The organism is Streptomyces sp. NBC_00353, assembly GCF_036108815.1.
Classification (GTDB): Bacteria; Actinomycetota; Actinomycetes; order Streptomycetales; family Streptomycetaceae; genus Streptomyces.
In genome coordinates this window covers 8,502,210-8,527,574 of the sequence record NZ_CP107985.1, presented here as the reverse complement: position 1 = coordinate 8,527,574, position 25,365 = coordinate 8,502,210, and the positions used below count along the sequence as shown (strand labels likewise).

General features: G+C 70.5%; 22 protein-coding genes. 3 read left to right on the top strand and 19 right to left on the bottom strand.

The annotated features are described in order from the left end of the window. Positions 1–8: 8 nt before the first annotated feature. From OHA88_RS38390 to OHA88_RS38300, 19 genes are all read right to left on the bottom strand, one after another. Positions 9–1,448, bottom strand: a complete 1,440-nt coding sequence (locus tag OHA88_RS38390; protein WP_328628903.1) for an aldehyde dehydrogenase family protein — start codon at positions 1,446–1,448, stop codon at positions 9–11. Between the two features lie 35 nt (positions 1,449–1,483). After that, positions 1,484–2,263, bottom strand: a complete 780-nt coding sequence (locus OHA88_RS38385) for an SDR family oxidoreductase (protein WP_328628902.1) — start codon at positions 2,261–2,263, stop codon at positions 1,484–1,486. Then, the gene (locus tag OHA88_RS38380; RefSeq protein ID WP_328628901.1) at positions 2,263–3,168 is read right to left on the bottom strand and encodes a dihydrodipicolinate synthase family protein; all 906 of its coding nucleotides are present in this window, start codon (positions 3,166–3,168) and stop codon (positions 2,263–2,265) included. The genes OHA88_RS38385 and OHA88_RS38380 overlap by 1 nt, the downstream gene beginning before the upstream one ends. Before the next feature lie 13 nt (positions 3,169–3,181). Continuing rightward, positions 3,182–3,979: an enoyl-CoA hydratase-related protein gene (locus tag OHA88_RS38375; RefSeq protein ID WP_328628900.1), complete on the bottom strand. Its 798-nt coding sequence runs from the start codon at positions 3,977–3,979 to the stop codon at positions 3,182–3,184. Further along, entirely contained in the window at positions 3,976–5,163 is a 1,188-nt protein-coding gene (locus OHA88_RS38370; RefSeq protein WP_328628899.1) for a CaiB/BaiF CoA transferase family protein, read from the bottom strand. Before OHA88_RS38370 ends, OHA88_RS38375 begins: the two co-directional genes overlap by 4 nt. Then, entirely contained in the window at positions 5,160–6,551 is a 1,392-nt protein-coding gene (locus tag OHA88_RS38365) for an FAD-dependent oxidoreductase (RefSeq protein WP_328628898.1), read from the bottom strand. The genes OHA88_RS38370 and OHA88_RS38365 overlap by 4 nt, the downstream gene beginning before the upstream one ends. Positions 6,552–6,564: 13 nt before the next feature. Next, complete coding sequence (locus OHA88_RS38360; RefSeq protein WP_328628897.1) at positions 6,565–7,881, bottom strand: MFS transporter; 1,317 nt, start codon at positions 7,879–7,881, stop codon at positions 6,565–6,567. A 107-nt stretch (positions 7,882–7,988) separates the two neighbouring features. Further along, positions 7,989–8,597 (bottom strand): helix-turn-helix domain-containing protein, encoded by a 609-nt coding sequence (locus tag OHA88_RS38355; RefSeq protein WP_328628896.1) that lies wholly within the window; start codon positions 8,595–8,597, stop codon positions 7,989–7,991. Positions 8,598–8,925: 328 nt separating this feature from the next. Beyond that, entirely contained in the window at positions 8,926–9,864 is a 939-nt protein-coding gene (locus OHA88_RS38350; RefSeq protein WP_328628895.1) for a S66 peptidase family protein, read from the bottom strand. Then, positions 9,861–10,997 carry a M20/M25/M40 family metallo-hydrolase gene (locus tag OHA88_RS38345; RefSeq protein WP_328628894.1) on the bottom strand — a complete coding sequence of 379 codons (1,137 nt, stop codon included), beginning with the start codon at positions 10,995–10,997 and terminating at the stop codon, positions 9,861–9,863. Before OHA88_RS38345 ends, OHA88_RS38350 begins: the two co-directional genes overlap by 4 nt. Positions 10,998–11,001: 4 nt before the next feature. Next, positions 11,002–12,132 carry an o-succinylbenzoate synthase gene (menC, locus tag OHA88_RS38340; RefSeq protein WP_328628893.1) on the bottom strand — a complete coding sequence of 377 codons (1,131 nt, stop codon included), beginning with the start codon at positions 12,130–12,132 and terminating at the stop codon, positions 11,002–11,004. Beyond that, positions 12,129–12,929: a hypothetical protein gene (locus tag OHA88_RS38335; protein WP_328628892.1), complete on the bottom strand. Its 801-nt coding sequence runs from the start codon at positions 12,927–12,929 to the stop codon at positions 12,129–12,131. The genes menC and OHA88_RS38335 overlap by 4 nt, the downstream gene beginning before the upstream one ends. Then, on the bottom strand, positions 12,919–13,905 hold the full coding sequence (locus OHA88_RS38330; protein ID WP_328628891.1) for an ABC transporter ATP-binding protein: 987 nt from the start codon (positions 13,903–13,905) through the stop codon (positions 12,919–12,921). Before OHA88_RS38330 ends, OHA88_RS38335 begins: the two co-directional genes overlap by 11 nt. After that, on the bottom strand, positions 13,902–14,894 hold the full coding sequence (locus tag OHA88_RS38325) for an ABC transporter ATP-binding protein (protein WP_328628890.1): 993 nt from the start codon (positions 14,892–14,894) through the stop codon (positions 13,902–13,904). Before OHA88_RS38325 ends, OHA88_RS38330 begins: the two co-directional genes overlap by 4 nt. Positions 14,895–14,896: 2 nt before the next feature. Further along, positions 14,897–15,811 carry an ABC transporter permease gene (locus OHA88_RS38320; protein ID WP_267006697.1) on the bottom strand — a complete coding sequence of 305 codons (915 nt, stop codon included), beginning with the start codon at positions 15,809–15,811 and terminating at the stop codon, positions 14,897–14,899. Continuing rightward, complete coding sequence (locus OHA88_RS38315) at positions 15,808–16,878, bottom strand: ABC transporter permease (protein ID WP_267006696.1); 1,071 nt, start codon at positions 16,876–16,878, stop codon at positions 15,808–15,810. The genes OHA88_RS38320 and OHA88_RS38315 overlap by 4 nt, the downstream gene beginning before the upstream one ends. Before the next feature lie 76 nt (positions 16,879–16,954). Continuing rightward, entirely contained in the window at positions 16,955–18,799 is a 1,845-nt protein-coding gene (locus OHA88_RS38310) for an ABC transporter substrate-binding protein (RefSeq protein WP_328628889.1), read from the bottom strand. A gap of 145 nt (positions 18,800–18,944) precedes the next feature. After that, the gene (locus OHA88_RS38305; RefSeq protein ID WP_328628888.1) at positions 18,945–20,309 is read right to left on the bottom strand and encodes a M20/M25/M40 family metallo-hydrolase; all 1,365 of its coding nucleotides are present in this window, start codon (positions 20,307–20,309) and stop codon (positions 18,945–18,947) included. Then, on the bottom strand, positions 20,306–21,208 hold the full coding sequence (locus tag OHA88_RS38300; RefSeq protein WP_326602081.1) for a MurR/RpiR family transcriptional regulator: 903 nt from the start codon (positions 21,206–21,208) through the stop codon (positions 20,306–20,308). Before OHA88_RS38300 ends, OHA88_RS38305 begins: the two co-directional genes overlap by 4 nt. A gap of 114 nt (positions 21,209–21,322) precedes the next feature. Between OHA88_RS38300 and OHA88_RS38295 the strand changes: the two genes are divergently transcribed. From OHA88_RS38295 to OHA88_RS38285, 3 genes are read left to right on the top strand one after another with little or no spacing between them, the layout of a single operon-like run. Further along, the gene (locus tag OHA88_RS38295) at positions 21,323–21,946 is read left to right on the top strand and encodes a helix-turn-helix domain-containing protein (protein WP_328628887.1); all 624 of its coding nucleotides are present in this window, start codon (positions 21,323–21,325) and stop codon (positions 21,944–21,946) included. 5 nt (positions 21,947–21,951) lie between these two features. Further along, positions 21,952–23,325: a diaminopimelate decarboxylase gene (gene lysA, locus OHA88_RS38290; RefSeq protein WP_328628886.1), complete on the top strand. Its 1,374-nt coding sequence runs from the start codon at positions 21,952–21,954 to the stop codon at positions 23,323–23,325. Beyond that, a complete protein-coding gene (locus OHA88_RS38285) occupies positions 23,322–25,352 on the top strand; it encodes a S9 family peptidase (protein WP_328628885.1) in 2,031 nt (676 codons plus the stop codon). The genes lysA and OHA88_RS38285 overlap by 4 nt, the downstream gene beginning before the upstream one ends. Positions 25,353–25,365: the final 13 nt, after the last annotated feature.

The window sequence follows — 25,365 nt, the reverse complement described above, 5'->3', positions numbered from 1 at the left end:
TCAGTGGCTCAGTCGTCCCAGCCCAGGTAGACGCTCTTGGACCAGGAGTAGAACTCGGTGGCCACGGTTCCCTGCTCGCGGTAGGTATTGCTGGACGAATCCTTCACGCCTCCGAAGGGCACGTTCAGGTCCAGTCCGGTCGTCGGGCGGTTGACCTTGATCACGCCGGCCCGGACCCGCGCGGCAAACCGCTGGGCACCGGCGAGGCTTCGGGTGCACACGCCTGCGGCCAGCCCGTACCGCGAGTCGTTGACCAGCTCGATCGCGTCGTCGAGATCCTCGGCGACAAGTACGGCCACCACAGGGCCGAAGATCTCGTCACGCGCGACGGCGCTGTCCCGGCCGACACCGGTGAGCACGGTGGGTGCCAGCATCAGGCCCTGGGGGGCGACACCGCCGGCCGCGACGGTCACGCCCTCGTCCCTGGCTCGCTCGATCGCCGCCTCGATACCGGCGAGCTGTTGCTCGCTGACCACCGGGCCCATCAGGGTGTCCCCGTCCAGACCGTTGCCCGGACGGTAGCGCTCTGCCTGCTCGGTGAGCGCCGCGACGAAGGCCTCGTACACGCCCGGGGTGCAGATGACCCGGGAGGAGGCGGTGCAGGCCTGTCCGGTGAGGGCGAACCCGCCGGCCGCGGCGATCTGTGCGGCCTGCTCGACGTCCGCGTCGTCGAGCACCACCAAGGCGTTCTTGCCACCCATCTCGACCTGCACCCGGCCGCGTCGCTCGTGAACGGTGCGCTCGATGTGCATGCCGACCGTCGTGGACCCGGTGAACGACACCGCCGACACCCGGGGGTCGGTCACCAGCGCTTCACCGACGACCGGTCCGGCGCCGTGCACCACATTCAGCACGCCGGCCGGCAGACCCGCCTGCACCAGCGCGTCGGCGAGGTGACGGGTCGACACCGGGGTGAGCTCGGCGGGCTTGAGGACCACCGCGTTGCCCGCGATCAGTGCCGGCGCCATCTTCCAGGCCGGTATGGCGATCGGGAAGTTCCACGGGGTGATCAGTCCGACCACGCCCAGCGCCTCGCGGCGGGTGTGCACCAGGGTGTCGGGCTGCGAGCTCGGCAGCGTCGGGCCGCCGAGCCGCCAGCCCTCGGAACCGAAGAAGCGGAACACATCGATCGCCCGGCGGACTTCGCCCCGGGCCTCGGCCAGCGTCTTGCCTTCCTCCCGCACCAGGTCACGGGCGATCTCCTCGTGACGGCCGCGCAGAATCTCCGCCGCGTCCATCAGGACGGCGCCGCGCGCGGGTGCGGACAGTGCCGCCCAGCCCGGCTGGGCGTCGCAGGCCGCCGTGACCGCAGCGTCCACGGCATCCGCGCCGGAGGCCGGCGAGACGGACACCAGGTCGGACGGGTCCGCGGGATTGCGACGCTCGTAACCGTCGCCGGGGAAGTCCTTGCCACCGATCAGGTTACTGATCCGATGCACAGTGCTCATGAATTGTGGTCCTTCATCGGGTGGGTTCCGGCCGGTCACAGGCTGCGGACGAGGCCGCCGTCGCACCGGAGTGCCGTTCCGGTGACGTACGAGGCGGGCGCGCCGCAAAGGAAGGCCGCCGCCGCGGCGAACTCCTCCGGGGTGCCGTACCGCCCGGCGGGGATGGCGGCCCGGGAGTCGGCCGCGACGTCCGCGACCGGACGCTGCTCCCGCTCGGCGCGCGCGGCGTCCAGCCGGGCGACCCGGTCGGTGGCGATCCGGCCCGGCAGCAGCAGGTTGACGGTGACTTCGTCGCGGGCGACCTCGGCTGCGAGGGTCTTGAGGTAGGCCGCGAGGGCGGCCCGGCCGGCGTTGGACAGCACCAGACCGGCCAGCGGCTCGGCGACACCGCTGGAGCCGATGGCGAGGATCCGTCCCCAGCCGCGCTGCCGCATGCCGGGCAGCACCTGTGCCACCAGACGTTGTTGGGCCAGCAGGAGCGAGTCCACGGCCGATCCGAGGTCCGTGCCGGCGCCGTCGAGGTCGACGGCGCGGCCGGGCTTCGGGCCCGGGCCGTTGAGCACCAGGATGTCCGGGTCGCCGTACGCCTCGCGGGCGGCCTCGATCAGTTCACGCGGCCCGTCCGGTGCCGTGAGGTCGGCCTGGACGCCCTCGGCCTCGGGCAGCCCGGCGGCGATCTTCTCGGCCAGGTCACCGCGCCGTCCGGCGACGACGACGGCGGCTCCCTCGGCCGCGAGCGCCTCGGCCACCGCGCGGCCGAGACCACCGGTGGAGGCGGCGACCACAGCGGTACGGCCACGGATTCCGAGATCCATCACCGCACCTCCTTCTGCACCGCGGCCAGGGCCGGCCCCAGATGCCGCTCCAGCTGCGGGACGAGCGACTCCGGCATGGCAGCGGCCGGCGGCCTGACGCCGGACTCCATGACCAGCCCGCGGCGCCGGATCGCTTCCTTGCGGACGGCCAGTCCGATTCCCGCCTGGGCCTCGAAATTGACCAGCGGAAGATACGGCAGGTAAGCCTCGCGGGCGGCGTCGTAACCGCCGCTGAGCCAGGCGTCGACGCAGGCGACCAGGCCCTCCGGGCAGGAGAAGCCGGTCATCGCGCCGGCGGCCCCGGCCGCCAGCTCGTCCAGCAGACCCAGCCCGCCGAGGCCGCCGAAGACGGGCACGTCGAGCTCGGCGGTGAGGACCGCGACGGCCGCCGGTGTCGGCGGTGCCTCGGCCTTCACGCCGACCGCCGAGGGGACTGCCTGTACGGCGCGGACCAGGTCGGCCGTACGGATGGCGACCTTGCTGGCCTCCGGGTAGTCCTGGACCACGATCCCGGCGCCGGTGGCGTCGTGCACGGCGTTCAGGTGTGCGGCGACGACGCGCGGGTCCGGGGAGTTGACCTGGACCATGAGCCCGGCGAGGCGGTCCCCGACCACCTCGCGTACCAGCCGGGCCTCCTCGATCACCGGCGCCGTGGCGAGTCCGGTGACACCGACCACGAGCGGCAGTTCCACGGATGAGGCAACCACCTCGAGCACCCTGCGGCGCTCCTCGGCGGACAGCCGGGCGGCCTCGCCGAAGACGCCGAGCACGGTGAGGCCGGTGACACCGATCCCCTCGTAGTGCTTCACCAGCCGGGACAGGCTGGTCCCGTCGACCTCAAGGGCGGAGCCGAGGAACGGTGTGGCGACCACTCCCCAGACGCCGGAGGACAAATTATCGACCATGAGTTGCTCTCCTTTACCGGCCCGGCCAGACGGGCGGGCGCTTCTCCTGGAAGGCGAGCACGCCCTCCTTGCCGTCCTCGCTGTCCAGCGCCTCGGTGAGGGCGGGCAGCCGCATCGCGTGGGCCTCCCGCGCCGACAGGTGCTCGGTGCGCTGCACCATCTGCTTGATGGCGCGCAGCGACGTGGGGGCACAGGCGAGGATGTCGGCGACCCAGCGGTCGACGGCCTCGTCCAGCTCCCCGGCCGGTACGACCTCGTTGACCAGCCCCATGCGGTGCAGTTCCGCCGCGGGCACCTTGCGGCCGGTGAGCAGCAGTCCCATGGCCTGAGTGTGCTGCAGCCGGCGGACGAGCCGGAAGACGCCGCCGTCGAGCGGAATACGGCCGACCCGCGGTTCGGTGAGGCCGAACCTGGCACTCTCGGCGGCCACGACGATGTCGCAGCCGAGCACCATCTCCATGCCGCCGCCGAGCGCGTAGCCGTTGACCCGGGCGATGACCGGGACGTCGAGGCTGGTGCGCAGGCTCAGGCCGCCGAAGCCGTTGGGGTCGAGGTCGGCCCAGTACTGCAGGCCGGTCTTGTCGACCGCGTCGGCGGACATGTCGGCGCCGACGCAGAACGCCCGGTCGCCGTCGCCGGTGACCACGACGACGCGGACCTCCCGGTCGGCCTCGATCTCGGCCCAGATCTCGTTCAGCCGGACCAGTGTCTTGGCGTCGACGGCGTTGAGCACCTTGGGGCGGCTGATGGTGACCCGGGCGACGTGCCCGTCGCGCTCGTAGCGCACCTCGTCGGTGTACGCGCCGCTCATCGCAGGATGCCCTTCTCGCGCAGTACCGCTATCTGCTGCGTGTCGTAGCCGAGTTCGCCGAGGATCTCCTCGCCGTGCTCGCCCAGCTGCGGCGGCACCCGGCGGACGGTGGCCGCGCCCTCGGACAGGTGGATCGGCGCGTTGAGCGCGCGGATGCGGCCCGCGACCGGGTGGTCCATCTCGACGATCATGTTGTTGACCGCGGTCTGTTCGTCGTCCAGCGTCTGCTCCAGACTCCGCACCGGGGCGCAGAGGATGTCCTCCTCCTCCAGGCGCTTGACCCAGTAGTCGGTGGATTTTCCTGTGACCGCCTCGGCGAAGATGCGCTGCAGCTCGGGCCTGTGGGTGAACTGCTTCTCGAGGGTGTCGAACTCGGCGCGCTCGCCCAGGTCCTCGTCGAGCTCCAGGGCGCGGCTGATGTGGTGCAGCGGGTTGGCCTTGAAGCCGCCGACCATGATCAGTGCACCGTCGCTGGTGGGAAGCACGGCGGTGAGCGGCATGGCGGCCCAGTTGATCTCGGATCCGCGGTTGAGCTGCTGGCACGCCTCCTGCATCTGCATGTGGAGCATGGAGTCGTACATCGACACCTCGACCTTCTGCCCCTCCCCCGTCCGGTCCCGATGCAGCAGGGCGAGCAGGATGCCCTGGAGCAGGTGCATGCCGGTGGTGTAGTCGCACAGCGTCGTCGGGTAGAGCGTCACGGGGTCGTCGTCGGCGACCCGGCGCCACATCACACCGCTGTACGCCTGGGCGATGGCGTCCTGGCCGCCCTTGTGCGCGTAAGGCCCCGAGGTGCCGAAGCCGGTTCCGGATGCCCAGATGATCCGCGGACTCAGTTCCCGGAGCGCCTCGTAACCGAGGCCGAGACGCTCCATCACACCGGCCCGGAAGTTGCTGACCACGACATCGGCGCCGCGCACCAGCTCCTGGACGGCCTTGAGGCCCTCCTCGGTACGGGTGTCGATACTGATGCTCCGCTTGTTGCGGTTGATCGACAGGAAGATGGGATTGTCCAGGCCCGCCGGGTCCGGAATCGAGGTACGGGCGATGTCGCCCGTACCGGGCCGCTCCACCTTGATCACATCTGCGCCGTAGTCGCCGAGCAACTGCGTGCACGACGGGCCCATGAAGACCTGGGTGAAATCGACGACGGTGATGCCGCTCAGCGGCTGTACGGTGCTCATGCGCGGGCCTCCATGGTTGCGTCGACGGTCGCGTTCCCGGCGGGGATGTCGCCCGGGTCGGCGCCCTGGTCGCGCATCCGGCTCTGGATCACGGCCGGGTCGACGTCCCGTACCAGCACGCCCTGTTCGACCGCGGTCGCCGCGGCGATACCGGCGGCCTGGCCCATGGCCATGCAGGGCGGAATCTCGCGCGAGATGCGCTGTGCCTCGGGAGTGGCCGAGTAGTGGCGGCCGGCGACCAGCAACTGGTCGACGCCGCGCGGCAGGAGCGAGCGGTACGGCGTGTAGTAGTCACGGCCGCGCGAGACGCTGTCGGCGAAGTGGCGACGGGACGTGACATCGTCCTTGGTGACGACGTACTCGCCCTGCAGCAGACGGGTCTGACGGACACCCATCTGCTCGGCGACATCGAGCAGATACGCACTCTCGAAGCCCGGCAGGTCCGACCTGATGTGGTCGAGCACGTTGCCGATACGGCCCCGCGCCTCGAACTCGGCCTCGGTGAGCGACTCCGGGTCGGTGCCGTCGAAGCCGGTCATGTGCGGCGCGTTGCACCACACCACGCCGGGTACGGGCGTCTTGAGCCACCACAGCTCCCAGGCGCCGCCGAGCAGCCGCTTGATCTTGCGGTTGATCGCGCGGGCCTCCCGCGGGTTCTCCTGCTCGAATCGCTCCGCGGCCGCGGTGTCCACGCCGCCGAGCCGGAAGACCAGGGTGACGAGGTAGTTGTCCTTGTCGTACGTGGCGCCGGCGCGGGAGGCCACGTCGATGTCACCGGTGGTGTCGATGACGACATCGCCCATGACCGCCTGCGGACCGGACTTGGTCTCGCAGACGACGCCCTTGACCGCCCCGTCCTGGACGATCGGCCGCGAGAACCAGCTGTGCAGCCGGAGGTCGACCCCGCTCTCGCGGACGAGGTCGTTGGAGACGCGCTTCCAGCCGTCGGGGTCGAAGGCGACCGCGTAGCAGATCGGCTTGGGGCTGGTGTGGGAGTGGAAGTCGAATGCCCCCCAGCGGCCCCACTTGTTCCACATCTCCTGGGAGGAGACGCGCTCCTCGGCCGGCGGGTAGACCGCGAGTCCCAGCTTGGCCATCCGCTCGACGTACTCGTCGACGATGCCGGTGACCGTGATCTCGTTGCCGTTGATCATGTCGTCCAGGACGAGGACCATGCCGCCGGAGGCGAGTCCGCCGAGCGCCGAGTAGCGCTCCAGCAGTGTCACGCTCGCCCCGCTGCGGGCGGCGGAGACCGCGGCGCTCACACCGGCGGGGCCTCCGCCGACCACGACCACGTCCGAACGCCGGACGACCGGCGCCTCGACGGCGTCAAGTGTGACGGACTGTCCGTGGACAAGTGCGCCGGACGGCGCGGCTGTTGTGGACATGGTGGGACTCCTTTCAGCTTCCGGCGCGAACGGAACCGCGGCGGAAGGCGAGCATGTAGAGCAGAACGCTGAGCAGGCACAGCACAGCGACGTAGACGGGGAAGGCCCATCCGGCGCCGGCGTCCTGCAGCCACAGCAGGACGTACGGGGCGGTGCCGCCGAAGCCGGCGACGCCGACTGCGTAGCCGAGACCGACGCCGGTGACGCGACAGCTCGTCGGCATCAAGGTGGCGGACACCGTGTTGTAGAGGCCCATCGTGAAGGCCAGTACCGGGGCGCCCACCAGCATCACGAGGGCGAAGGTGGTCATCCCCTTGCCCTGGTAGGCGAGGACGACGAACACCAGGGGGACGACCGCGAGGCGAGTGACGATGAACGTCCGCGAGATCCGCTTCCGGTCGGCGAGCCGGCCGACCAGCGGGTAGAGCGCGCCGACGACCACACCCGACAGGGTGGTCACCGCGAACACGGTGCTGGGGTCCTCCGCGTATGCGGAGCGGGCCAGGTTGGGCAGCCCGGTGGTCCAGGTGTAGTTGATCGCCTGGGCGGCCGCGACGACGAAGATGATGGTGAGCAGCGCCAGCTTGTGGTGGGCGACCTCTGCCCACACCTCCCTCGTCTTCCGGGGCTTCCCGGTGGTGTCGGGGTCCGCGGCCTCGGCCGCGGTGTGCAGGGTCTCCGGCAGGGAACGGCGCAGCCAGAGGAAGAAGAGGCCGCCCAACGCGCCGATCACGAACGGGATGCGCCAGCCCCAGTCACCCATGACCTCGGGGCCGACGGCCTCGCTGGTGAGGAAGCAGACCAGTGACGCCGCAACGATGCCGACCTGGACGTAGATGCTGATGATGCTGCCGAAGCGGGCGGTGCGGCCCTCCGGCGCCATCTCCACGATGTAGGCGGAGTTGAGCGGTGCCTCGATGCCGGTGGACAGCCCTTGCAGGATCCGGCAGGCGAGGAGGATCACGCCTGCCCACACGCCGATGACCGCGTGGGTGGGCAGCACTGCGATGACGGTGGTGGTGAGGACCATCGATCCGATGGACAGCAGCATGACCAGCCGCCTGCCCAGCCGGTCGGCCAGGGTGCCGAACACGATGGCGCCCAGTGGCCGGGCGGCGAACCCCACCGCGAAGACGGCCAGGGCGGACATGGTGGATGACAGGTCGTCGGTGGAGGGGAAGAACTGCGGTCCTATGGAGGACGCGAGCAGGCCGTAGACCATCCAGTCGTACCACTCGACGGCGTTGCCGCCGCCGAGGGCCAGCAGTGCGCGCCGCTGGGAGAGGGGAGTACGGACTGCGGTAGCTGATCTTTCGTGGAGCGATGCCATAGCGGGGGCACCTCGCAGTGAAAGGCGCACGGCTCAGGCCGTGCGGGACCTGCGCCCGGGCCGACGGCCGGGGCGTTGAGGGAGCGGAGTACGGCGGAGGCCGGGGCCTACCAGCTGGGCGGGGTGATGACCCAGACGGAAGTGGACGGCTCGTCGCCGGGGTTGGCGTACCAGTGCGGGACGCTCGACGAGTACGTGATCGAGTCGCCGGCCTCGAGCCGGTGCCGGACGCCGTCGAGATAGACGTCCTTGACGCCGGAGAGGACGATCCCGAACTCTTCGCCGTTGTGGCGGAAGGGGGTGCTGCTGGTGTCATGCCCCGGCTGGGTCTCGACCCAGAGGACCTCGAGCGCGCCGTTCAGCGTAGGGGTGAGCAGCTCGTAGCTGGCGTCGTCGGGTCCATCGGTGCCGTGGAAATCGAGAGCGCGCCGTTCGGCACGCCGCACCACGGGGCTGATCTGTTCGGTCAGGTGGAAGAGCCTGCCGATGGGGATGTCCAGCCCGTGCGCGATCTGGACCAGGGTGGCAAAGGACGGATTGCCCTTGCCTCGTTCGATCTGACTGATGAGGCCGGTACTCACACCGGATCCTCGGCTGAGGTCGTCGAGGGTGTAACCGGCCTGCTTGCGCAGTGCCTTGATCTGGATTCCCACTGTGGCGACGAGCGCGTCCAGATCCGGCTGACCGTCCTGGGGTACGTAGGTTGCGTCACTCACAGCTTCGACCTGCCTCAGTGGCGTGGGGACGGAAGGAGCTTCGCCGTGGAACGACAAGCGCTTCGGCGGAGCATGTGCGGCCTCGGCGACCCGGGCTTGGTCATATTGAAGAGCTTCACTAGATTGAAAACAACCCTTCAGAGTGAAGAACTTCAACTGAATGAGCGGTGGTCCGTATCGCGTCCGGTGCAGCGGTCGCCGACGAATGATCAGACCTGGTCAGGACATGCCGAAGCGGCGAGGAACTCTTCTCCCCGCCGCCTCTGCACTTCTCCGTCCGATGTTCCCGGCCACCGCCCGAAGGGCACCTTGACCGCCGTCGGTCCGTTCAGGCGAGCACCGGTCCGTCGAAGGTGAGCGTGCCCCCGTCGGCGTCGAGGCGGGCCCGGACGCCGACCGGGAAGGTCTGCATCGGGACGCCGTGGCCGATGTCGGCGCCGGCCAGGACGGGGGCGCCGAGATCGCCGAGCCGGTCGATGAGCAGGGCGTCGATCTCGGCCGGGTCACCGCAGCCGGTGAAGGTGCCGCAGAGGATGCCCGCGACCCCGTCGAGGTAGCCGGACCGGCGCAGCTGGGTGAGGATGCGGTCCAGCCGGTACGGCTCCTCGTCGACGTCCTCCAGGAAGAGGATGCCGCCGCGTGCCGGGCGCGAGGTGGGGGTCGCGAGCGAGGAGCAGAGCAGGCTCGCGGTGCCGCCGAGCGTGATGCCCTCGGCCGTGCCGCCCACCAGGGTGCGGGCCGCAGGGAAGGTGAGAAGGGTGGCCTCGGACGGGGTGAAAAGGGTCCTGGCCAAGGAGTCGAAGGCATACGAACCAGGGGTGAAGTCGTCCGAGACGGGCATCGGGCCGAACAGCGACACCCAGCCCAGGTGCACCGAGACCGCCTCGATGAGCGCGGTGACGTCCGAGTAGCCGACGAGCACACGCGGCGTGGGGGTGCCCAGGGAAGCGAAGTCGACGCCCTCAAGGGTGCGTTGGGCGCCGTATCCGCCGCGGGCCATGAAGACGGCACGGTAGCGGGGGTCGGTGAGTGCGGTGGTGAGGTCGGCGGCGCGGGTGGCGTCATCGCCCGCGAGATAGTCGAGAGGGACGCCGGCGGCGCGCGCCGAGGGCAGCACGTCGACGATCAGGCCGAGACTCTCCAGGGCCGCGACGCCCTTCTCCAGGTCCTCGGCGCGCGGCGCGCCCGAGGCGGCGGTGACGACGACCCGGTCACCTGCTCCGAGAGCGGGCGGGCGGAGCAGGCCGGTGTTTTCGGGGGAGGTCATACGGACTCCTCGGGTGCGATGAGGTAGGCGGCGAGCAGAGCGGCGCGGTCCAGCAGTGAGGCGACCGAGGCGCGTTCGGACATGGAGTGGGCGCCCGCACCGTCCGGGCCGAGGCCGTCGGCGGTGGGGATGCCGAGCGAACCGGTGAGATTGGTGTCACCGGCGCCGCCCGAGGTGCCGGTGAGCAGATCGGTGCCCCGCTCGGCGGCGAGCGAGGCAAGTCGCGCGGCGAGGGGGTTTTCCGGATCACGCTCCCAGGCGGGGCGGTACGACAGCCGGGTGACGGTCACCTTTGCGCCGGGGCGGACCGGAGTGAGGGCGTCGAGGGCGCCGAGTACGGCAGCCTCGGCGGCAGGCGTGGCGAAGCGCAGGCCGACCTCGGCCGAAGCCGTACCCGCGACGACGTTGGCGCGGGTGCCGCCGCTGATGGTGCCGATGTTGAACTCGGCGGCGGGTGGCGCCGGGACGGCCCCCCGCACAGCGGCGATCTGGTCGATGAGCTCGTCGATCGCGGAGGTGCCGAGCGAGGCGTCGAGCCCGGCGTGTGCCTCCACGCCCTGGACGTCGATGCGCACCCGGGCCACTCCCCGCCTGCCGGTCTTCAGTGTGCCGCCGGGCAGCGGCGGTTCGAAGCCGAGGGCTGCGAAGGCGCCCTCGGCGTGGGCGGCGATGATACGGCGGCCGTCCGGGGAGCCGATCTCCTCGTCGTTGACGACGACCAGGCGCACCGGGCGGGACGGCGAGAGGCCCTGTTCGCGAAGGAGAGCGAAGGCCAGCTCGATGGCGACGAGGGAGCCCTTCATGTCGTACACGCCGGGACCGGTGACGGTGTCGCCGTCCTCATGGAGCGTGAAGGGGCGCTCGACGGTGGTGCCGACGGGAAGGACGGTGTCGCTGTGGCCGATGAGGAGTATGTGTGCGTCATCGAGGGTGCCCGGCCACTCGCAGACCAGGTGGTCGCCGTGCGGTCCGCTCTCGCGGGTGACCCGGGCTCCGAGAGCCCGATAGGCCTGCTCCAGATCGGCGTTGACGATCCGGAGGAGTTCGGGTTCACCGGACGGACTCTCGGCCATGACCAGGGCTTCCAGGCGGGCGAGTGCCCGCTCGCGCAGTTGCTCGGCGTCGAATCGCATCGGCTCAGCCTTCCTTCAGTACGGCGTGCCGCAACCGGTTCGCCCGGATCAGGGACTCGTCGACATGGACACCGAGGCCCGGGCGGGCGTCGGGCACCGGGACCAGGCCCTCGGTGGCGCGGATCGGCGGGGTGACGATGTCCTGGCGGTAGTACTTGTCGGAGCCGGAGACGTCCGAGGGCAGCGTGAAGCCCGGCAGCGAGGCGACGGCGAGGTTGGCCGCGCGCCCGATGCCGAACTCGTGCATTCCCCCGCACCACACCGGGATTCCGGCCTCGCGGCACACGTCGTGCACCGCGACGGACGGTCCGATTCCGCCGAGCCGGGACACCTTGATGTTGACGATGTCGGCGGCGCCCAGGTGCAGTGCGGTGGCCAGTACGGCGGGTGAGGTGATCGACTCGTCGAGACAGACGGGGGTGTCGAGCCGGGCGGCCAGGCCGGCATGGCCGAGCAGGTCGTCCTCGGCGAAGGGCTGCTCGATCATCAGCAGGCCCTGGTCGTCGAGGGCTGTGAGGGCGGCCAGGTGCTCGGCGGAGTCGGCCCGGTAGCCGGTGTTGGCGTCGACCTGGAGGGCGATACCGGGGAAGGCCGCCCGTACCGCCCGTACCGGCTCGAGGTCCCAGCCCGGGCGGCACTTGAGCTTGATGCGACGGTAGCCGTCGCCGACATGCCGGGCGACCTGGTCCAGGAGAGCGTCGACGGTCGGCTCGATGCCGAGACTGACACCCGCGCTGACCCTCTCGGCCGTGCCGCCGACGAGGGTGGAGAGGGTCTCGCCGCGGGCCTGCCCGTACAGGTCCCAGCAGGCCATGTCGAGCCCGGCGCGGGCGAAGTGGTTGCCCGAGAGGCGAGTGGTGAGGCCCGCCGCGTCGTCGGGGTGCTCCCACGGGCGGCCCACGACCATGGGGGCGAGGTGCTCGCTCAGTACGTACCAGCAGCTCTCGGTGGATTCGCTGCAGTAGTACGGGTCGCTGGGCGAGGCGCACTCGCCCCAGCCGACCGTGCCGTCGGATGCGGTCGCCCTGACCACGATGTGGTCGAGGTGCGACTTGCGGTGGGAGCTGGTCTCGAACTCATGGATCAAGTCCAGCCGCACAAGGGAGAGTTCGATCTCGGTGATGGTGATCGTCATGAGGCGCCCTCCTGGTCGGTGCCGCGCGGGACGAACCGGTACACCGCGAGGTCGTCGGTGACACGCAGGCAGGAGACCCCGACATGGGTGGCCAGGGCCTCGGTGAAAGTTTCCCTGAGCGAGGTGCGCAGTGCGGCGGCGGCGGGCGCTCCTATGGCGGTGCGGTGCAGATCCCACCGGGCGGGTACGGCGATCAGCAGGTCGTCGCCCTGGGCCAGACACTCGCCGGGTTGCCAGGCTCGGTCGGGGAGTCCGGGCTGGACCATGGCCGGTCGCGTCAGGTCCCAGTCGAGGAGGAACCGGTCGGTGGGCTCGCCCGCGTCGTCGCCGAAGCCCTCGCCGCCGTACATCGACGGTTTGAGTACGCGGACCCGCCCGCCGAGCACATCCAGATTGAAGTGCGCGTTACGGGTCTTCAGGGGGTCGTAGGACCAGCGGATACGGGTCAGCCCCATGGCCAGGGTCCGCTCGCGCTGGGCGTGCTTGAGGAGCCGGCCCACCCCCTGCCCCTGGAGGTGGCGGGCGACCACGGCGAGCTGCGAGAACTGGAACAGCTCGCCGCCCCCCTCGCGGGCGAGGAAGCTGTATGCGAATCCGACCGGCCGCGCCAGGTCGGCGTCGCTCTCGTAGGCGGCGACGACGATGCCTCCGTTGGACTGGAGCGCGGTCAGCAGGCGGGGGTTGAGGCCCCCGTCCGACGGCCGCAGCCCCATCACCTCGGTGTACAGGCCGATACAGGCCGCCATGGCGGCAGAACCGTCGACGTCGCGTACGACGAGCGCGGGGTCAGCGGCCATGGGCGAGATGGCAGGCCGCCTGGGCGGGCGCCGGGTCGGCGGTCAGTACGGGCAGCTCGCGTGTGTCGCAGCCGGCGGCGGCCCGCTCGGCACCCTCCAGTTCCGGCCAGAGCGGGCAACGCGGGTGGAAGCGGCAGCCGGACGGGATACGGGTCGGGTCCGGGGGCTCGCCGGTCAGTACGGTCGGCCGCTGGTCGCGTCCGGCCTCGGGCAGCACCGAGAGCAGGGCCTTGGTGTACGGGTGCTTGGGGTGCAGCAGCACTTCCTCGACGGTGCCGACCTCGACGATCCGGCCGAGATACATCACGGCGACCCGGTCGGCGATGTTCCAGGCCAGGCCCAGGTCGTGGCTGACGACGAGGGCGGACAGGCCGAGGCTGTCACGGAGTTCGAGAATCAGCTTGAGGATCTCGCCGCGCACCGAGGCGTCGAGGGATGCGACCGGCTCGTCGGCGACGATCACCGAGGGGTTCAGGGCCAGGGCGCCCGCGATGACGACGCGCTGCTGCTGACCACCGGACATCTCGTGCGGGAAGCGGTGCAGGAACCGCTCCGGAGGACGCAGTCCGGCACGCGAGAGAGCCGTGTGCACACGGGCGTTGAGCTCCTCCGTGATGCCGTGCAGCCGGGGACCCTCGGCGACGGCGTCGTACACGTTCTGCCGCGGGTTGAGGGCGCCGCCCGGGTCCTGGAGCACCAGCTGGGCATGGCGGCGGTACTCCTTGAGCGCCCGGGCCGAATAGGTGAGGGGCTTGCCCTGGTAGCGGATCTCGCCGCTGGTGGGCCTGATGAGGCCGACGAGCGCGCGGGCGAGGGTGGACTTGCCGCAGCCCGACTCGCCGATGAGGGCGACGATCTCGCCCTCGCCGACGGTCAGGTTGGCTCCGTCCACGGCGCGGGCGGGCCCACGGCCTGCGCGCGCCGGGTAGGTGATGCGGAGGTCGCTGACCTCCAGGGCCGGGGCGGCGGTGCTCATGCCTGGCTCCCTTCGGTTACGGGGGTGTGGGCGTCCAGAACGCGCAGACAGGCGGCGCTGCGCCGATCGCCCGCGGGCCACAGCTCGACGGCCTTCGTACGGCAGGCGTCGACGGCGTGCACACAGCGCGGGACGAAGGCGCAGCCCGCGCCGAGCGCCGAGACATCCGGCGGGTCACCGGGCAGTCCGGAGGGCGCGAAGCGGGACGTGGGGTCGCCGATGGTGGGGAACGCCCTGGCCAGTGCGTCGGTGTACGGGTGCCGGGGATCTTCGATGACCTGCTGCGAGGGGCCGGTCTCGACGATCTCACCGGCGTACATCACGGCGAGCCGTCCGCACATCTCGGAGAGCACCGAGAGGTCGTGGCTGATCATGATGACGCCGACCCCGGAGTTCCGTACCAGCTCGGTGAAGAGCTCCATGATCTGCGCCTGGACCATCACATCGAGGGCGGTGGTGGGTTCGTCGGCGATGATCAGGTCGGGGCGGCAGGCGAGCGCCATGGCGATCATGATGCGCTGACGCTGGCCGCCGGAGAACTCGTGCGGGTAACTGCCCATGCGCTGCCGCGATATGCCGACGCTGTCGAGCAGTTCGGCGGCGCGTTCACGGGCGGTGCGCGGGGACACCTTCTCGTGGAGCAGGATCGGCTCGCAGATCTGCTCGCCGATGGGGCGCACCGGGTTGAGGGCGCTCATGGCGCCCTGGAAGACCACGGATGCGCCGTTCCAGCGCACGGTGCGCAGTGCGGACCACTTGGCGGTGAGCAGGTCCTCGCCTTCGTACAGCACCTGTCCGGTGACCTTGGCGCTCTTGGGCAGCAGCCGCAGCAGGCTGAGCACCATGGTGGACTTGCCGGAGCCGGACTCGCCGGCCACGCCGAGGGTCTCGCCCCGGTCCAGGGTGAAGCTGACACCGCGCACGGCGGGGATGAGGCTGTCGCCGTCGCGGTAGGTGACGGAGAGGTCGCGTACGTCGAGCAGGGTCATGGTCAGCCCACCATCCGCGGGTTGAGGACGTGTTCCACGGCACGCCCGGTGAGGGTGAAGCCGAGGACGACGAGAAGGATCGCGATGCCGGGCGTGCCGACGTACCACCAGGCACCAGAGGTCATGGCGCCCTGGTAGAAGGCGGCATTGAGCATGGAACCCCAGGAGACTCCGGTCGGGTCGCCGAGACCGAGGAAGGTCAGGGTGGCCTCGGAGAGGATCGCCGAGGCCACGGTGAGGGTGGCGGAGACCAGGATCAGCGGGGCCACGTTCGGGAGTACATGACGGACCATCACCTGACGGTTGCCCGCGCCGAGGACCTTGGCGCGCTCGATGAACGGGCGGGCCTCCACGGCGAGGGTCTGGGCGCGAACCAGGCGGGCGGTGGATGTCCAGGAGGTCACTGCGATGGCGATGGTGATGGACGCCGTGCCCTGACCCAGGACCGCGGCGAGGGAGATGGCCAGCGGCAGGCTGGGCAGCGCGATGAACCAGTCGGTGACATGCATCAGGGCCTTGCCGAGCTTGCCCGGGTAGTGGCCTGCGAGCAGTCCGATCGTGGAGCCGAGCACCATGGTGAGCACGGTGGCGATGACGCCGATGGACAGCGAGGAGCGCGAACCCCAGATCAGCAGGTCCACCACGGAGCGGCCGGCCTGGTCGGTGCCGAGGAGGTAGCCGGAGCCGGGCGCGGAGAGCAGCGGGCCGTCGACCTTGGTGACGTCGAGCTGCTCGGGACCTATGAAGAGCGGGGCGCAGAGCGCGAGGATCGTGGCGACGAGCAGGATGCCCAGGCCGACGAGACCGGACGGGCGCTTGGCATAGGCGCGCGCGAAGCGGCCGACGGAGGCCAGCCGGGGAGGCGAACCGGCCGGGGTGGCCGCGGCGGTGATGTCAGTGGTGTCAGAAGTCGTCATCGCACACGCACCCGGGGGTCGAGGAAGCGGTAGAGCACGTCGGCGAGGAGGTTCATCAGAATCACACTTGCGCTGAAGATGATGAACGTGCCCTGCAGTACGGGGATGTCGGGCACCTTGAGTGCCTCGATGGTCAGCGAGCCGAGACCCGGCCAGCTGAAGACGGTCTCGACCGTGATCGCACCGCCGACCATCGTGCCCAGGTGAAGAAAGATCACGGTGACCGAGGGAAGCAGCGCGTTGGGCACGGCGTGCTTGCGGCGTACGGCGTCGTCGACAAGTCCCTTGGCCCGGGCGGTCAGCAGATAGGGACTGCCCAGCTCATCGATGATCGACGAGCGCATGATCGACACGTACTGGGCGAAGACCACAAGCACCATCGTCAGACACGGCAGCACCATGTGGCGGGCCACGTCGAGAACGTGACCGAAGCCGGTGGCACCGAGCGACGGGTCGGACATGCCGCCGGAGGGGAACAGATCGAGGCCGACGCTGAGCCAGATGAGCAGGATCATGCCCAGCCAGTAGGTGGGCACCGACCAGAAGGTGAGCGCCGCCGAGGAGGTGATCTTGTCGAAGAGGCTGCCGTGCCGCCACCCGCTGCGTACCCCCAGCCACAGGCCGACCACCACGGATATCGCGGTGGCCGTGCCCATCAGGAGCAGGGTGGGGCCGACGCGTTCGCCGATGAGCGAGGAGACGGACTGCTGGTACTGCCAGGAACGGCCCAGATCCAGGTGGACGATGTCGTTCACGAAGTGCAGGAAGCGCTCCCACACCGGCTGGTCCAGGCCCAGGGTCTGGCGCAGATGAGCCATCTGCGCATCGCTGGTGGGCCGGCCGCGGGTCATTGTCTGGACCGGGTCCGAGGGCATCAGCTGGAAGATCACGAAGCCGATGCCCAGGACGATGACGAAGCTCACGGCGGCTGCGGCGAGCTTGGTGCCCAGGAAGCGGAGGAAGTCTGCCCGCCCCGAGCCCGGGCGGGAGGCGGCGTCGGCCGCGTCGCTCCCGGGCACGGGGCCGACGGCGCTCGCGCTGTCGGACGTATCGGACGTAATGGTCATGAGTTCTCGATCTGCTCGGTCTGGTGGACCCCGCGCACCCGGTGCTGCGACCGGGCGCGCGGGGCGGGCGAGGTGGTTACTCCCGCTCGTCGGCCGACGAGCGGCGCTTGATGCCGAAGGCGAGGCCCGCCACGACGAGCACGCCGATTCCGATGCCGGCCCACAGAGTGGTGGAACCCGACGAGGCTTCCTTCACGGCGGCGACCGGGGTGGCGCTGCGGAACTGGCCGAAGGTGTACTGCATCGGGTAGACGCCCGCGGAGTCCGCCTTGCCGACCGCGAGGTTCTTCACGGTGCGGGCGTTCGTCGCGCTCAGGCCCGTGGCGTAGTACAGGATGACGTTGTTGTCGGCCTTGTAGAGGATGTCCTGCATCTTGCCGACGGTCGCCGCGCGCTGCGCCGGGTCGAACTCGGTGACCTGCTGCTTGAAGAGCTTGTCGAACTCCTTGTCGCAGTGGAAGGAGTCCGTGGAGCCGCTCGTGCCGTCGTCCAGCGGCAGCGCGTCGCAGTTCTGGATGGAGAGCAGGTACGTCGGGTCGGGGCCGGTGCCCCAGCCGTCCATCAGCAGGTCCCAGTCACCCTTGGCGAGATCGTCGTTGAGCTTGGTGGAGCTCAGCGGCTCGGCGGTCAGCTCGACGCCGATCTGCTTCATCCACCCGGTGAGGTAGGTGGCGATCTGGGTGTCGGTGGCGGCGTCGGAGTGGGTGCCCAGGCGCAGCTTCATCGGCTTCTTCGTCTTGGGCGAGACGCGGATACCGTCCTTGCCCTTGGTGTAACCGGCCTCATCCAGGAGGGAGTTGGCCTTCGCGATGTCGTACGACTGCTCGTCGCCCGGGGCAGGCTTCCACGCCCACTGCTTCCAGGTGGGCGGGATGTAGCCCGCGCCGACCTGGCCCAGGCCGTCGAGCACCTTGTCGACGAGGGTCTGCTTGTCGGTCGCCAGCGCGATGGCGCGGCGCACGGCGGCGTCGGCGAGAGCCGGGTTCCCGGTGCCGATCTTCTTGCCGGAGCGGGTCCGGGCACCGGAGTTGAGGGCCACGCTCATCCAGCGGCGGCCGGCGTTCTGGAAGGCAGTGGTCCTCTTGTCGCTCTGCAGCGCCTTGAACTGGGTGGAATTCAGATCGGAGACGTAGTCGAGCTGGCCGCTGCGCAGTGCGGCGACAGCGCCGTCGACGGCCTTGTAGCGCTGCTGGACCAGGTGGTCGAACTTGGGGGCGCCGAGGACGAAGTCCTTGTTGGCGTCGTACTTGACGTACTGCTCGGCCTTGTAGGCCGTGAGCGTCCAGGGACCGTAGCCGACGATGTCGCCGGAGTCGTTCTTGAAGTTCTTGAGGTCCGTGACGTGCTTTTCCCAGACGTGCTTGGGGACGATCGGCACACCGCTGTAGGGGATGGACACGAACGGGGTGTTCGCCTGGGGCTTCTTGGTCTTGATGACCAGCGTCGTGGCGTCGGGCGCGGTGACCGAGGCGAAGTTCTCGACGAGCGAGCCGTTGGCAGTGCCTGCCACCTCGTTCGTACGGATCAGGTTGAGGGTCCAGGCGGCGTCCTCGGCGGTGATCGGCTTGCCGTCCGACCACTTCAGTCCCTTGCGGAGGGTGAAGGTCCAGGTGAGCTTGTCGGCCGAAGGCGTCCACTTGGTCGCCAGGTACGGCGCGGGGGTGCCGTCGGTGTTCAGGGAGTTCAGGGAGGGGTAGACGGCGCTGAAGACATCCAGCGAGCCGGCGAAGTACGCCAGGAACGGGTTCAGCGAGTCGATGCCGTTGCCGGTCATCGCGGCGCGCAGGGTGGTGCCCTTGGTGTCGGCGGCGGCCCCGGGGGCCAGGGCGACCGAGCCGAGGGCGAGAGTGCCGGTGAGGGCTGCGGCGGCCAGTGCGGTTGCACGTCGGCGTATCGCGCTGCGGACCATTGTGTGTGTCATTTCGTGCCACTCCAGGAGCGTGGGTACGGCGCGGACCACGGGGGTCCGCGTCGTACCGGTGAACGTGCTGTGTGCTGCCTTGCTGTGGCGAGCCGGCGCAATGCTGCGTGGCTCGCCTGTCGTGCGGCCGGTGACGGCCGTTGAGTCAGCCCGCTGCGGGGCCGGAGGGATCCGCCCGGAGGAAGGTGTCCAGGACCCGGACACCGAAGGCGAGGCTTTCGGTGAGGACGTGCTCGTCGACGCCGTGTACGTAGTCCCAGCTGTTGAAGCCGGGCGGGGTGGTGCCGGGGGCGAAGCCGTAGCCGGCGATGCCCAGCCGGGCGAAGGCTTTGGCGTCGGTGCCGCCGGACATGCAGAACGGCAGGACCAGGGCCTGCGGGTCGTGGGCGCGCAGGGCATCCGCCATGGCCGCGAACTCGGGAGAGTTGTGGTCGGCGGCGACCGGCTCGGTCCAGCTGGCGAACTCGCGGGTCACCTTGGTACCGAGCACCGCGTCGACGGCAGCGAAGAACTCCTTCTCGGCGCCGGGCAGGACCCGTCCGTCGATGCCGGCGGTGGCTTCGCTGGGGATGACGTTGTGCTTGTATCCGGCGTTCAGTCGGGTCGGGTTGAGGGAGTTCGACATGGTCGACTCCACCAGCCGGGCGGCCTCGCCGAGTTGGGCGATGCTCGCCGGGTCGGCCGGGTCGATCGTGATGCCGAGCTCCGACCCGAGCCCGTCGAGCAGTGCCCGGACCGGCGGGATCAGATGAACCGGCCAGGTGTACGAGACCAGTTCGGCCACGGTGCGTACCAGAGTGGCCACGGCGTTGTCCGGGTTGCGACGGGAGCCGTGGCCCGCGGTGCCGTGCGCACTGAGGGTCATCCAGGCGCTGCCGCGCTCGCCGGTGGCGACCGGGTAGAGGCGGCGGCCGTTGGGCAGATGGACGCTGTAGCCGCCGGACTCGCTGATGGCGGCGGTGACGCCCTCGAAGAGTCCGGGGTGCCTGTCGACGAGGAACCCCGCTCCGTACGCGCCGGTGTCCTCCTCGTCGGCGACGAAAGCCATCACGATGTCGCGCGGCGGGCGGGTGCCGGTGCGGGCGAATCCGGTGGCGCACGCCAGCATCATCGCGTCCATGTCCTTCATGTCCAGGGCGCCGCGGCCGCGTACTGCGCCGTCGGTGATCTCGCCGCTGAAGGGATCGAAGGACCAGTCGGAGGGTTCGGCGGGCACGACATCCAGATGGCCGTGGACCAGCAGTGCGGGGGCCAGCGGGTCGGCGCCCGGGATCCGGACCACGGTGGAGGCTCGGCGCGGCTCCGACTCCAGGACCTGCGGCGCGTATCCGGCGTCGGTGAGGACTTCGGCCACCCACTCGGCGGCTTCCCGCTCGCCGCGCGACTCACCGCCGCCGTAGTTGCTGGTGTCGAAGCGGATCAGCCGCGAGCAGTGGTCAACCGTGTCGGTGGCCAGTGCCTCGTGGTGGGTGAACTGTTCCGCGGAGGGGTCGGTGGGCTCCTGGATCACGGAGCAGTCCTTTCAGGCGGGCCGGCGGGGGTGGCGCTCTCGCCGTCGCTCAGGGCCCAGGTGAGTGCGTACCGGCGCTGTGCGCGACGGGCCGCACCCTTCGCGCCGGCTGCGGCAAGTGAGGCGAGCAGATGGCCGGTGGCGGTGACGGCGGTCGGCGAATGGGTGCGCGACTCGCTTCGGGTGTTCACCGCGAGGACGTGGGTGGCGTACGCGCACACCGGGCTGTCGTAGCCGTCGGTGATCGCTACGACCGTGCCGCCCAGCGCATGGAACTCACGGGCCAGGCGCACGGTGTGTCGGCTGTAGCTGCGAAAGCTGAAGGTGATCAGTACATCCTGGTCGCCGGCGTCGGCGAGCGCGGTGACGGCCGCTCCCACCCCCGGCTGGACGAGGGTGACGTCACGGAGCGCGGCGGAGAGATCGGCGGCAACCAGAGCCGCGTACCCGATGGACTTCATGTCGCCGAACACCCAGCGGCGGCGGCCTGCGACCACGGCCCGGGCGGCGAGTTCCAGGGCGCCGTTGGCGTGCAGCGCGTCGAGGGTGCCGGCCAGGTTCTCCTGCTCCCGGGCGAGGATGCGGCGCAGCGCGGTCCGGTCACCGGGCTCGCCCTCGCGGTCGGCGATGCGCTGGTCGGGAACGGGTAGCCGGCGGCCCGTCTCACGGGCGGCGCAGGCACGCAGGTCCTCGGTGTCGGCGAAGCCCGCCATGGCGAGCAGTTGGTCGAGATCCTCGGCGTTCGCGTCGGCGGCCCGCAGGAGCTGGGCGGGGCGCCGGGACAGCGCGGCGGGGAAGTCCGCAGCGAGTACGGCGTGCAGGCGAGCGGCCCCGGGACCGCATTGGGCAGCAGCACGCTCCAACAGCCGGAGCACAGGATCGGGCGTCAGGACAGACATCAAAACCTCCCTCCATGCCGTGAACTCCACCGCTGCGACCAGGGATTTCTTCCCTGAGTATCACTTGCTGGCGGATACATTGATCTAAGGTGGCGCGAGTATTACTGTCACCGCATGCCTGAGTCAAGGGATGTTCCAGCCCCCGCCCCGACGACCGTCGACTCATCGGTCGAGGCGTCCGCAGCCGATCGGGCAACCGCCCAACTGGCCAAGGTCGTTGCCTCGGCGCGCAGGACGGCAGGACTGACGCTGGCCGCCACCGCGGCCGGGTCGGGTCTCTCGCCCGCATACATCTCGCAGATCGAATCCGGCTCTGCGAATCCGACCGTCCGCAGCCTGGCGCAACTCGCCGGAGTGCTGGGCCTCGAACTGCACGAGCTGCTCGGCGCCGAACGTGGTGACACGTCCGACAACAGCCCGTTCCCGGCGCGTTTCACCACACTTCCCGGATTGACCGAGATGTCGGACAGTCAAGGAATCTGGAACATGACGGCCCATAACGCGACCGTGCTCCATTCACGCCTGATAAGGGGTGAACCGGGCGATCACGCCCGACCGATCCGGCACGCCGGGGAGGAACTCGTGGTGGTGCTGGCCGGACAGTGCCGGCTCCGCGTCTCCGACACCGCGCGCGTGCTGAATCCGGCCGACGCCTGCCACTTCGCCGCATCCGAAGAACATCAGATCACGCAGACCAGCGACGACTTGCTCCTGCTCGTCGTCCTCACGAAGGAGTGACGCAGGTGGTTCCACCCGCCGACAACGCGCCCGACGCCGCCCCCACCCGCGCCGCGGGCCCGGACGAAGCACCGGACGTCTGGCCACTCACCGCCAAGGACATGGACGGCGAACTGCATGTGGGCTCCGTGCCGATGACGGGCCTCGCCCAGGCCTGCGGCACTCCGCTCTACGTCGTGGACGAGGCGGACTTCCGCGAGCGGGCCCGCCAGTGGCGGGAGTCCGGCGCGGACCGTGTGCACTACGCGTCCAAGGCCTTCCTCTGCCCGGAGATGGTCCGCTGGGTGGGTGAGGAGCATCTGCACCTGGACGTGTGCAGCGTCGGCGAGCTCGAACTCGCCGTCGCCGCAGGCTTCGACCCCGCCCACATCGTGCTGCACGGCAACAACAAGCTCCCCGCCGAACTCCGCTCGGCCGTGGCGTACGGCGTCGGGGTGATCGTCGTCGACTGCGCCGAGGAGATCGACCGGCTCGCCGGCTACGCGGCCGACGCCGGCCGGGTCCAGGACGTGTATCTGCGCATCGCGCCGGGCGTCGCCGCCGACACCCACGACTACATGGCCACCGGCAGCGACGACGTGAAGTTCGGCTTCCCGGTCAACGGTGGATTCGCCGAGCGGGCGGTCCTCACCGTCAGTGGCATCCCCTCGTTGCGTCTGACGGGCATCCACTCCCACCTGGGCTCGCAGATCCTCGACCCGTCAGGCATCCGGCGGGCCGCCTCGCGGGTGGCCGCATTCGTCCGCATGCTCGCCGAGCGGCACAGCATCCGCATCGAAGAACTGGACCTCGGCGGCGGCGCCGGAATCGCCTATGTGCCCGGCCAGCAACGGCTGGCGCCCGCCGAGTTCGTGGCCGCTCTGCGGGCCGGGGTCGCCGAGGAGATGGACCCTGCCTCCGTTCGGCTCGCGGTGGAGCCGGGCCGCTCCCTGATCGGCACCGCCGGAGTCACGCTTTACGAAGTCGGAGTGGTCAAGCAGGGCCTCGAGCGACGCTTCGTCTCCGTCGACGGCGGCATGAGCGACGCTCTGCGCCCCGCCCTCTACCAGGCCTCGTACACCGCCTGGACCGCCAACCGCAGGCTCACCGGCCGCCCCGTGCACTCCCTCGTCGTCGGCCGGCACTGCGAGAGCGGCGACATCGTCGTACCCGACATCGCGCTCCCGGCCGACCTGGCCGTCGGCGATCTGCTGGCTGTGCCCGCGACCGGCGCCTACCACCACGTCATGGCCAGCAACTACAACTTCCAGCCGCGCCCCGCCGTCGTCGCCGTACGCGACGGGCAGGCGCGCCTCATGGTGCGTCGCGAGACCCCCGCCGACCTCTTGCTCCGCGACGGCGCCGGCGCCGCCATAGACCTCTCAGGAGACCTTCGATGACCGAGCGCCGTGTCCTCCCCTACGGCGAGTGGCCCTCACCGCTGACCGCCGGTTCGGCCGCGGCCGGCTCCGGGGCCACGAACTGGCCGTCCGGCGTCGGCGAGGAGACCTGGTGGTGCGCCAACGATCCGGCCACGGCCACCGTCCGGCTGCTGCGCACCCGCCCCGGGCACGCCCCCGAGCCGGTGCTGCCGGCGGGTGTCAGTGTGCGCAACCGTTCGCTGGGCTACGGCGGGCGCCCGTACACGGTCCGGCCCGGCTCGGACGGCGGCGCGCATCTGCTGGTCTTCACCGACCATCGCGACCAGCGGCTGTACGCGGCCGGGACCGCCCCGCTGGGAGCGGGTGTTGCGAGCACCCCGGTCCCGCTGACTCCTGCCGATCCGCCCGAGTACGAAACCTGCTGGGCGGACCCGGTGTTCGCGCCGGGTGGCACCGAGGTCTGGCTGGTCCGGGAGGTCACGCAGGCAGCCCGGGAACCGGGCGAGGATCCGGCCCCGCGCACCCGCCGTGACATCGTCGCCGTGCCGCTCGACGGCTCGGCCGCCACCGCGCCGGACCGGCTGCGGGTGGTCGGCCGCTCCCACCACTTCCTGTCCACCCCGCGGATCAGCCCGGACGGACGGCACCTGGTGTGGCTCGGCTGGGACCACCCGCAGATGCCGTGGGAGACCACCGAGTTGATGGTCGCGCCGCTGGTGGACGGCGTCGCGGGCGAGCCGGTGCGGGTGCTGGGCGGCGGTGCGGTGTCCGTACCGCAGGCCGCTTGGGCGCCCGACGGCACGCTGTACGCGATGGCGGACCCGGACGGCTGGGCGAACCTCTTCCGGATCACCCGGGCGTCCGACGGGAGCTGGCACGCCGAGTGCGTACTGCCCATGGAGCGGGAGTGCGCGGGTGCCCTGTGGCGGGTCGGCGCGAGCTGGTTCGCGGCCACCTCAGCCGGAGTTGTGCTGCGGCACGGCGTCGGTGAGCAGCGGCTCGCACTGTGGGATCCCGCCGACGGCACGCTGCGCGATCTGGCGCCCGACTGGACGGAATTCGGCTCCGACCTGTGGGCCGACGACCACGCCGCCGTACTGCTGGCGGCCTCCCCCACGCTCGGCCGCGCCGTGCTGCGGGTGCCGTTCGACGGCAGCGCTCCGGTGCGCTGCAACGGTGAGCGCGACACCACGTACGACGCCTGGCGGGCAGTGCCGGAGCGGCGGGTCGCCAAGGCCGCGGACGGCGGCGAGGTGCAGTACGTCTACTACCCGCCCACCAGCCCGGACTGCACCGGCCCGGCAGGCGAGGCGCCGCCGCTGCTGATCCACATCCACGGCGGGCCCACCAACTCCAACGGCGCCGCCCCCGATGCGGAGTTCTCGCTCTTCTGCAGCCGGGGCTTCGCCGTCGCCGCCGTCGACTACGGCGGCTCCACCGGCTACGGCCGCGCATACCGGGACCGGCTTCGGCACACCTGGGGTGTCACCGACGTCGAGGACTCGGTGACGGTGGCCTCGGAACTGGCCTCCGCCGGGCTCGCGGACCCTTCGCGCACCGCGATCCGTGGCGGCTCGGCGGGTGGCTGGACGACACTCGCGGCGCTGACGTCGACCGACACCTTCTGCTGCGGTGCGGTGTACTACCCCATCAGTGACCCGGAGACCTGGATCTACGGACAGACCCATGACTTCGAGTCCCGCTATATGGAGTATCTGGTCGGGAAGTTGCCCGAGGACCAGGAGCGGTTCGACCGGGTGTCGCCGATCCGCAAGGCCGGGCAGATCACCCGCCCGCTGGTGATGCTGCAGGGAGCGGACGACTTCATCTGCCGCCCCGACCAGGCCGAACGCATCGTCGACGCAGTGGCCCGACGCGGGCTGTGGCACCGCTACTTGCTCTTCGAGGGCGAGGGACACGGCTTCCGCCATGCGTCCAGCGTGAGCGCCTCACTGCGCGCCGAGGCGGAGCTGTACGGGCATGCGATGCGCATCCATGTCGACCTCTCGGACACCAGCGGAGCAGCGCCGGGGGCGCGGGGCTGAGCAGCCTCCCGTG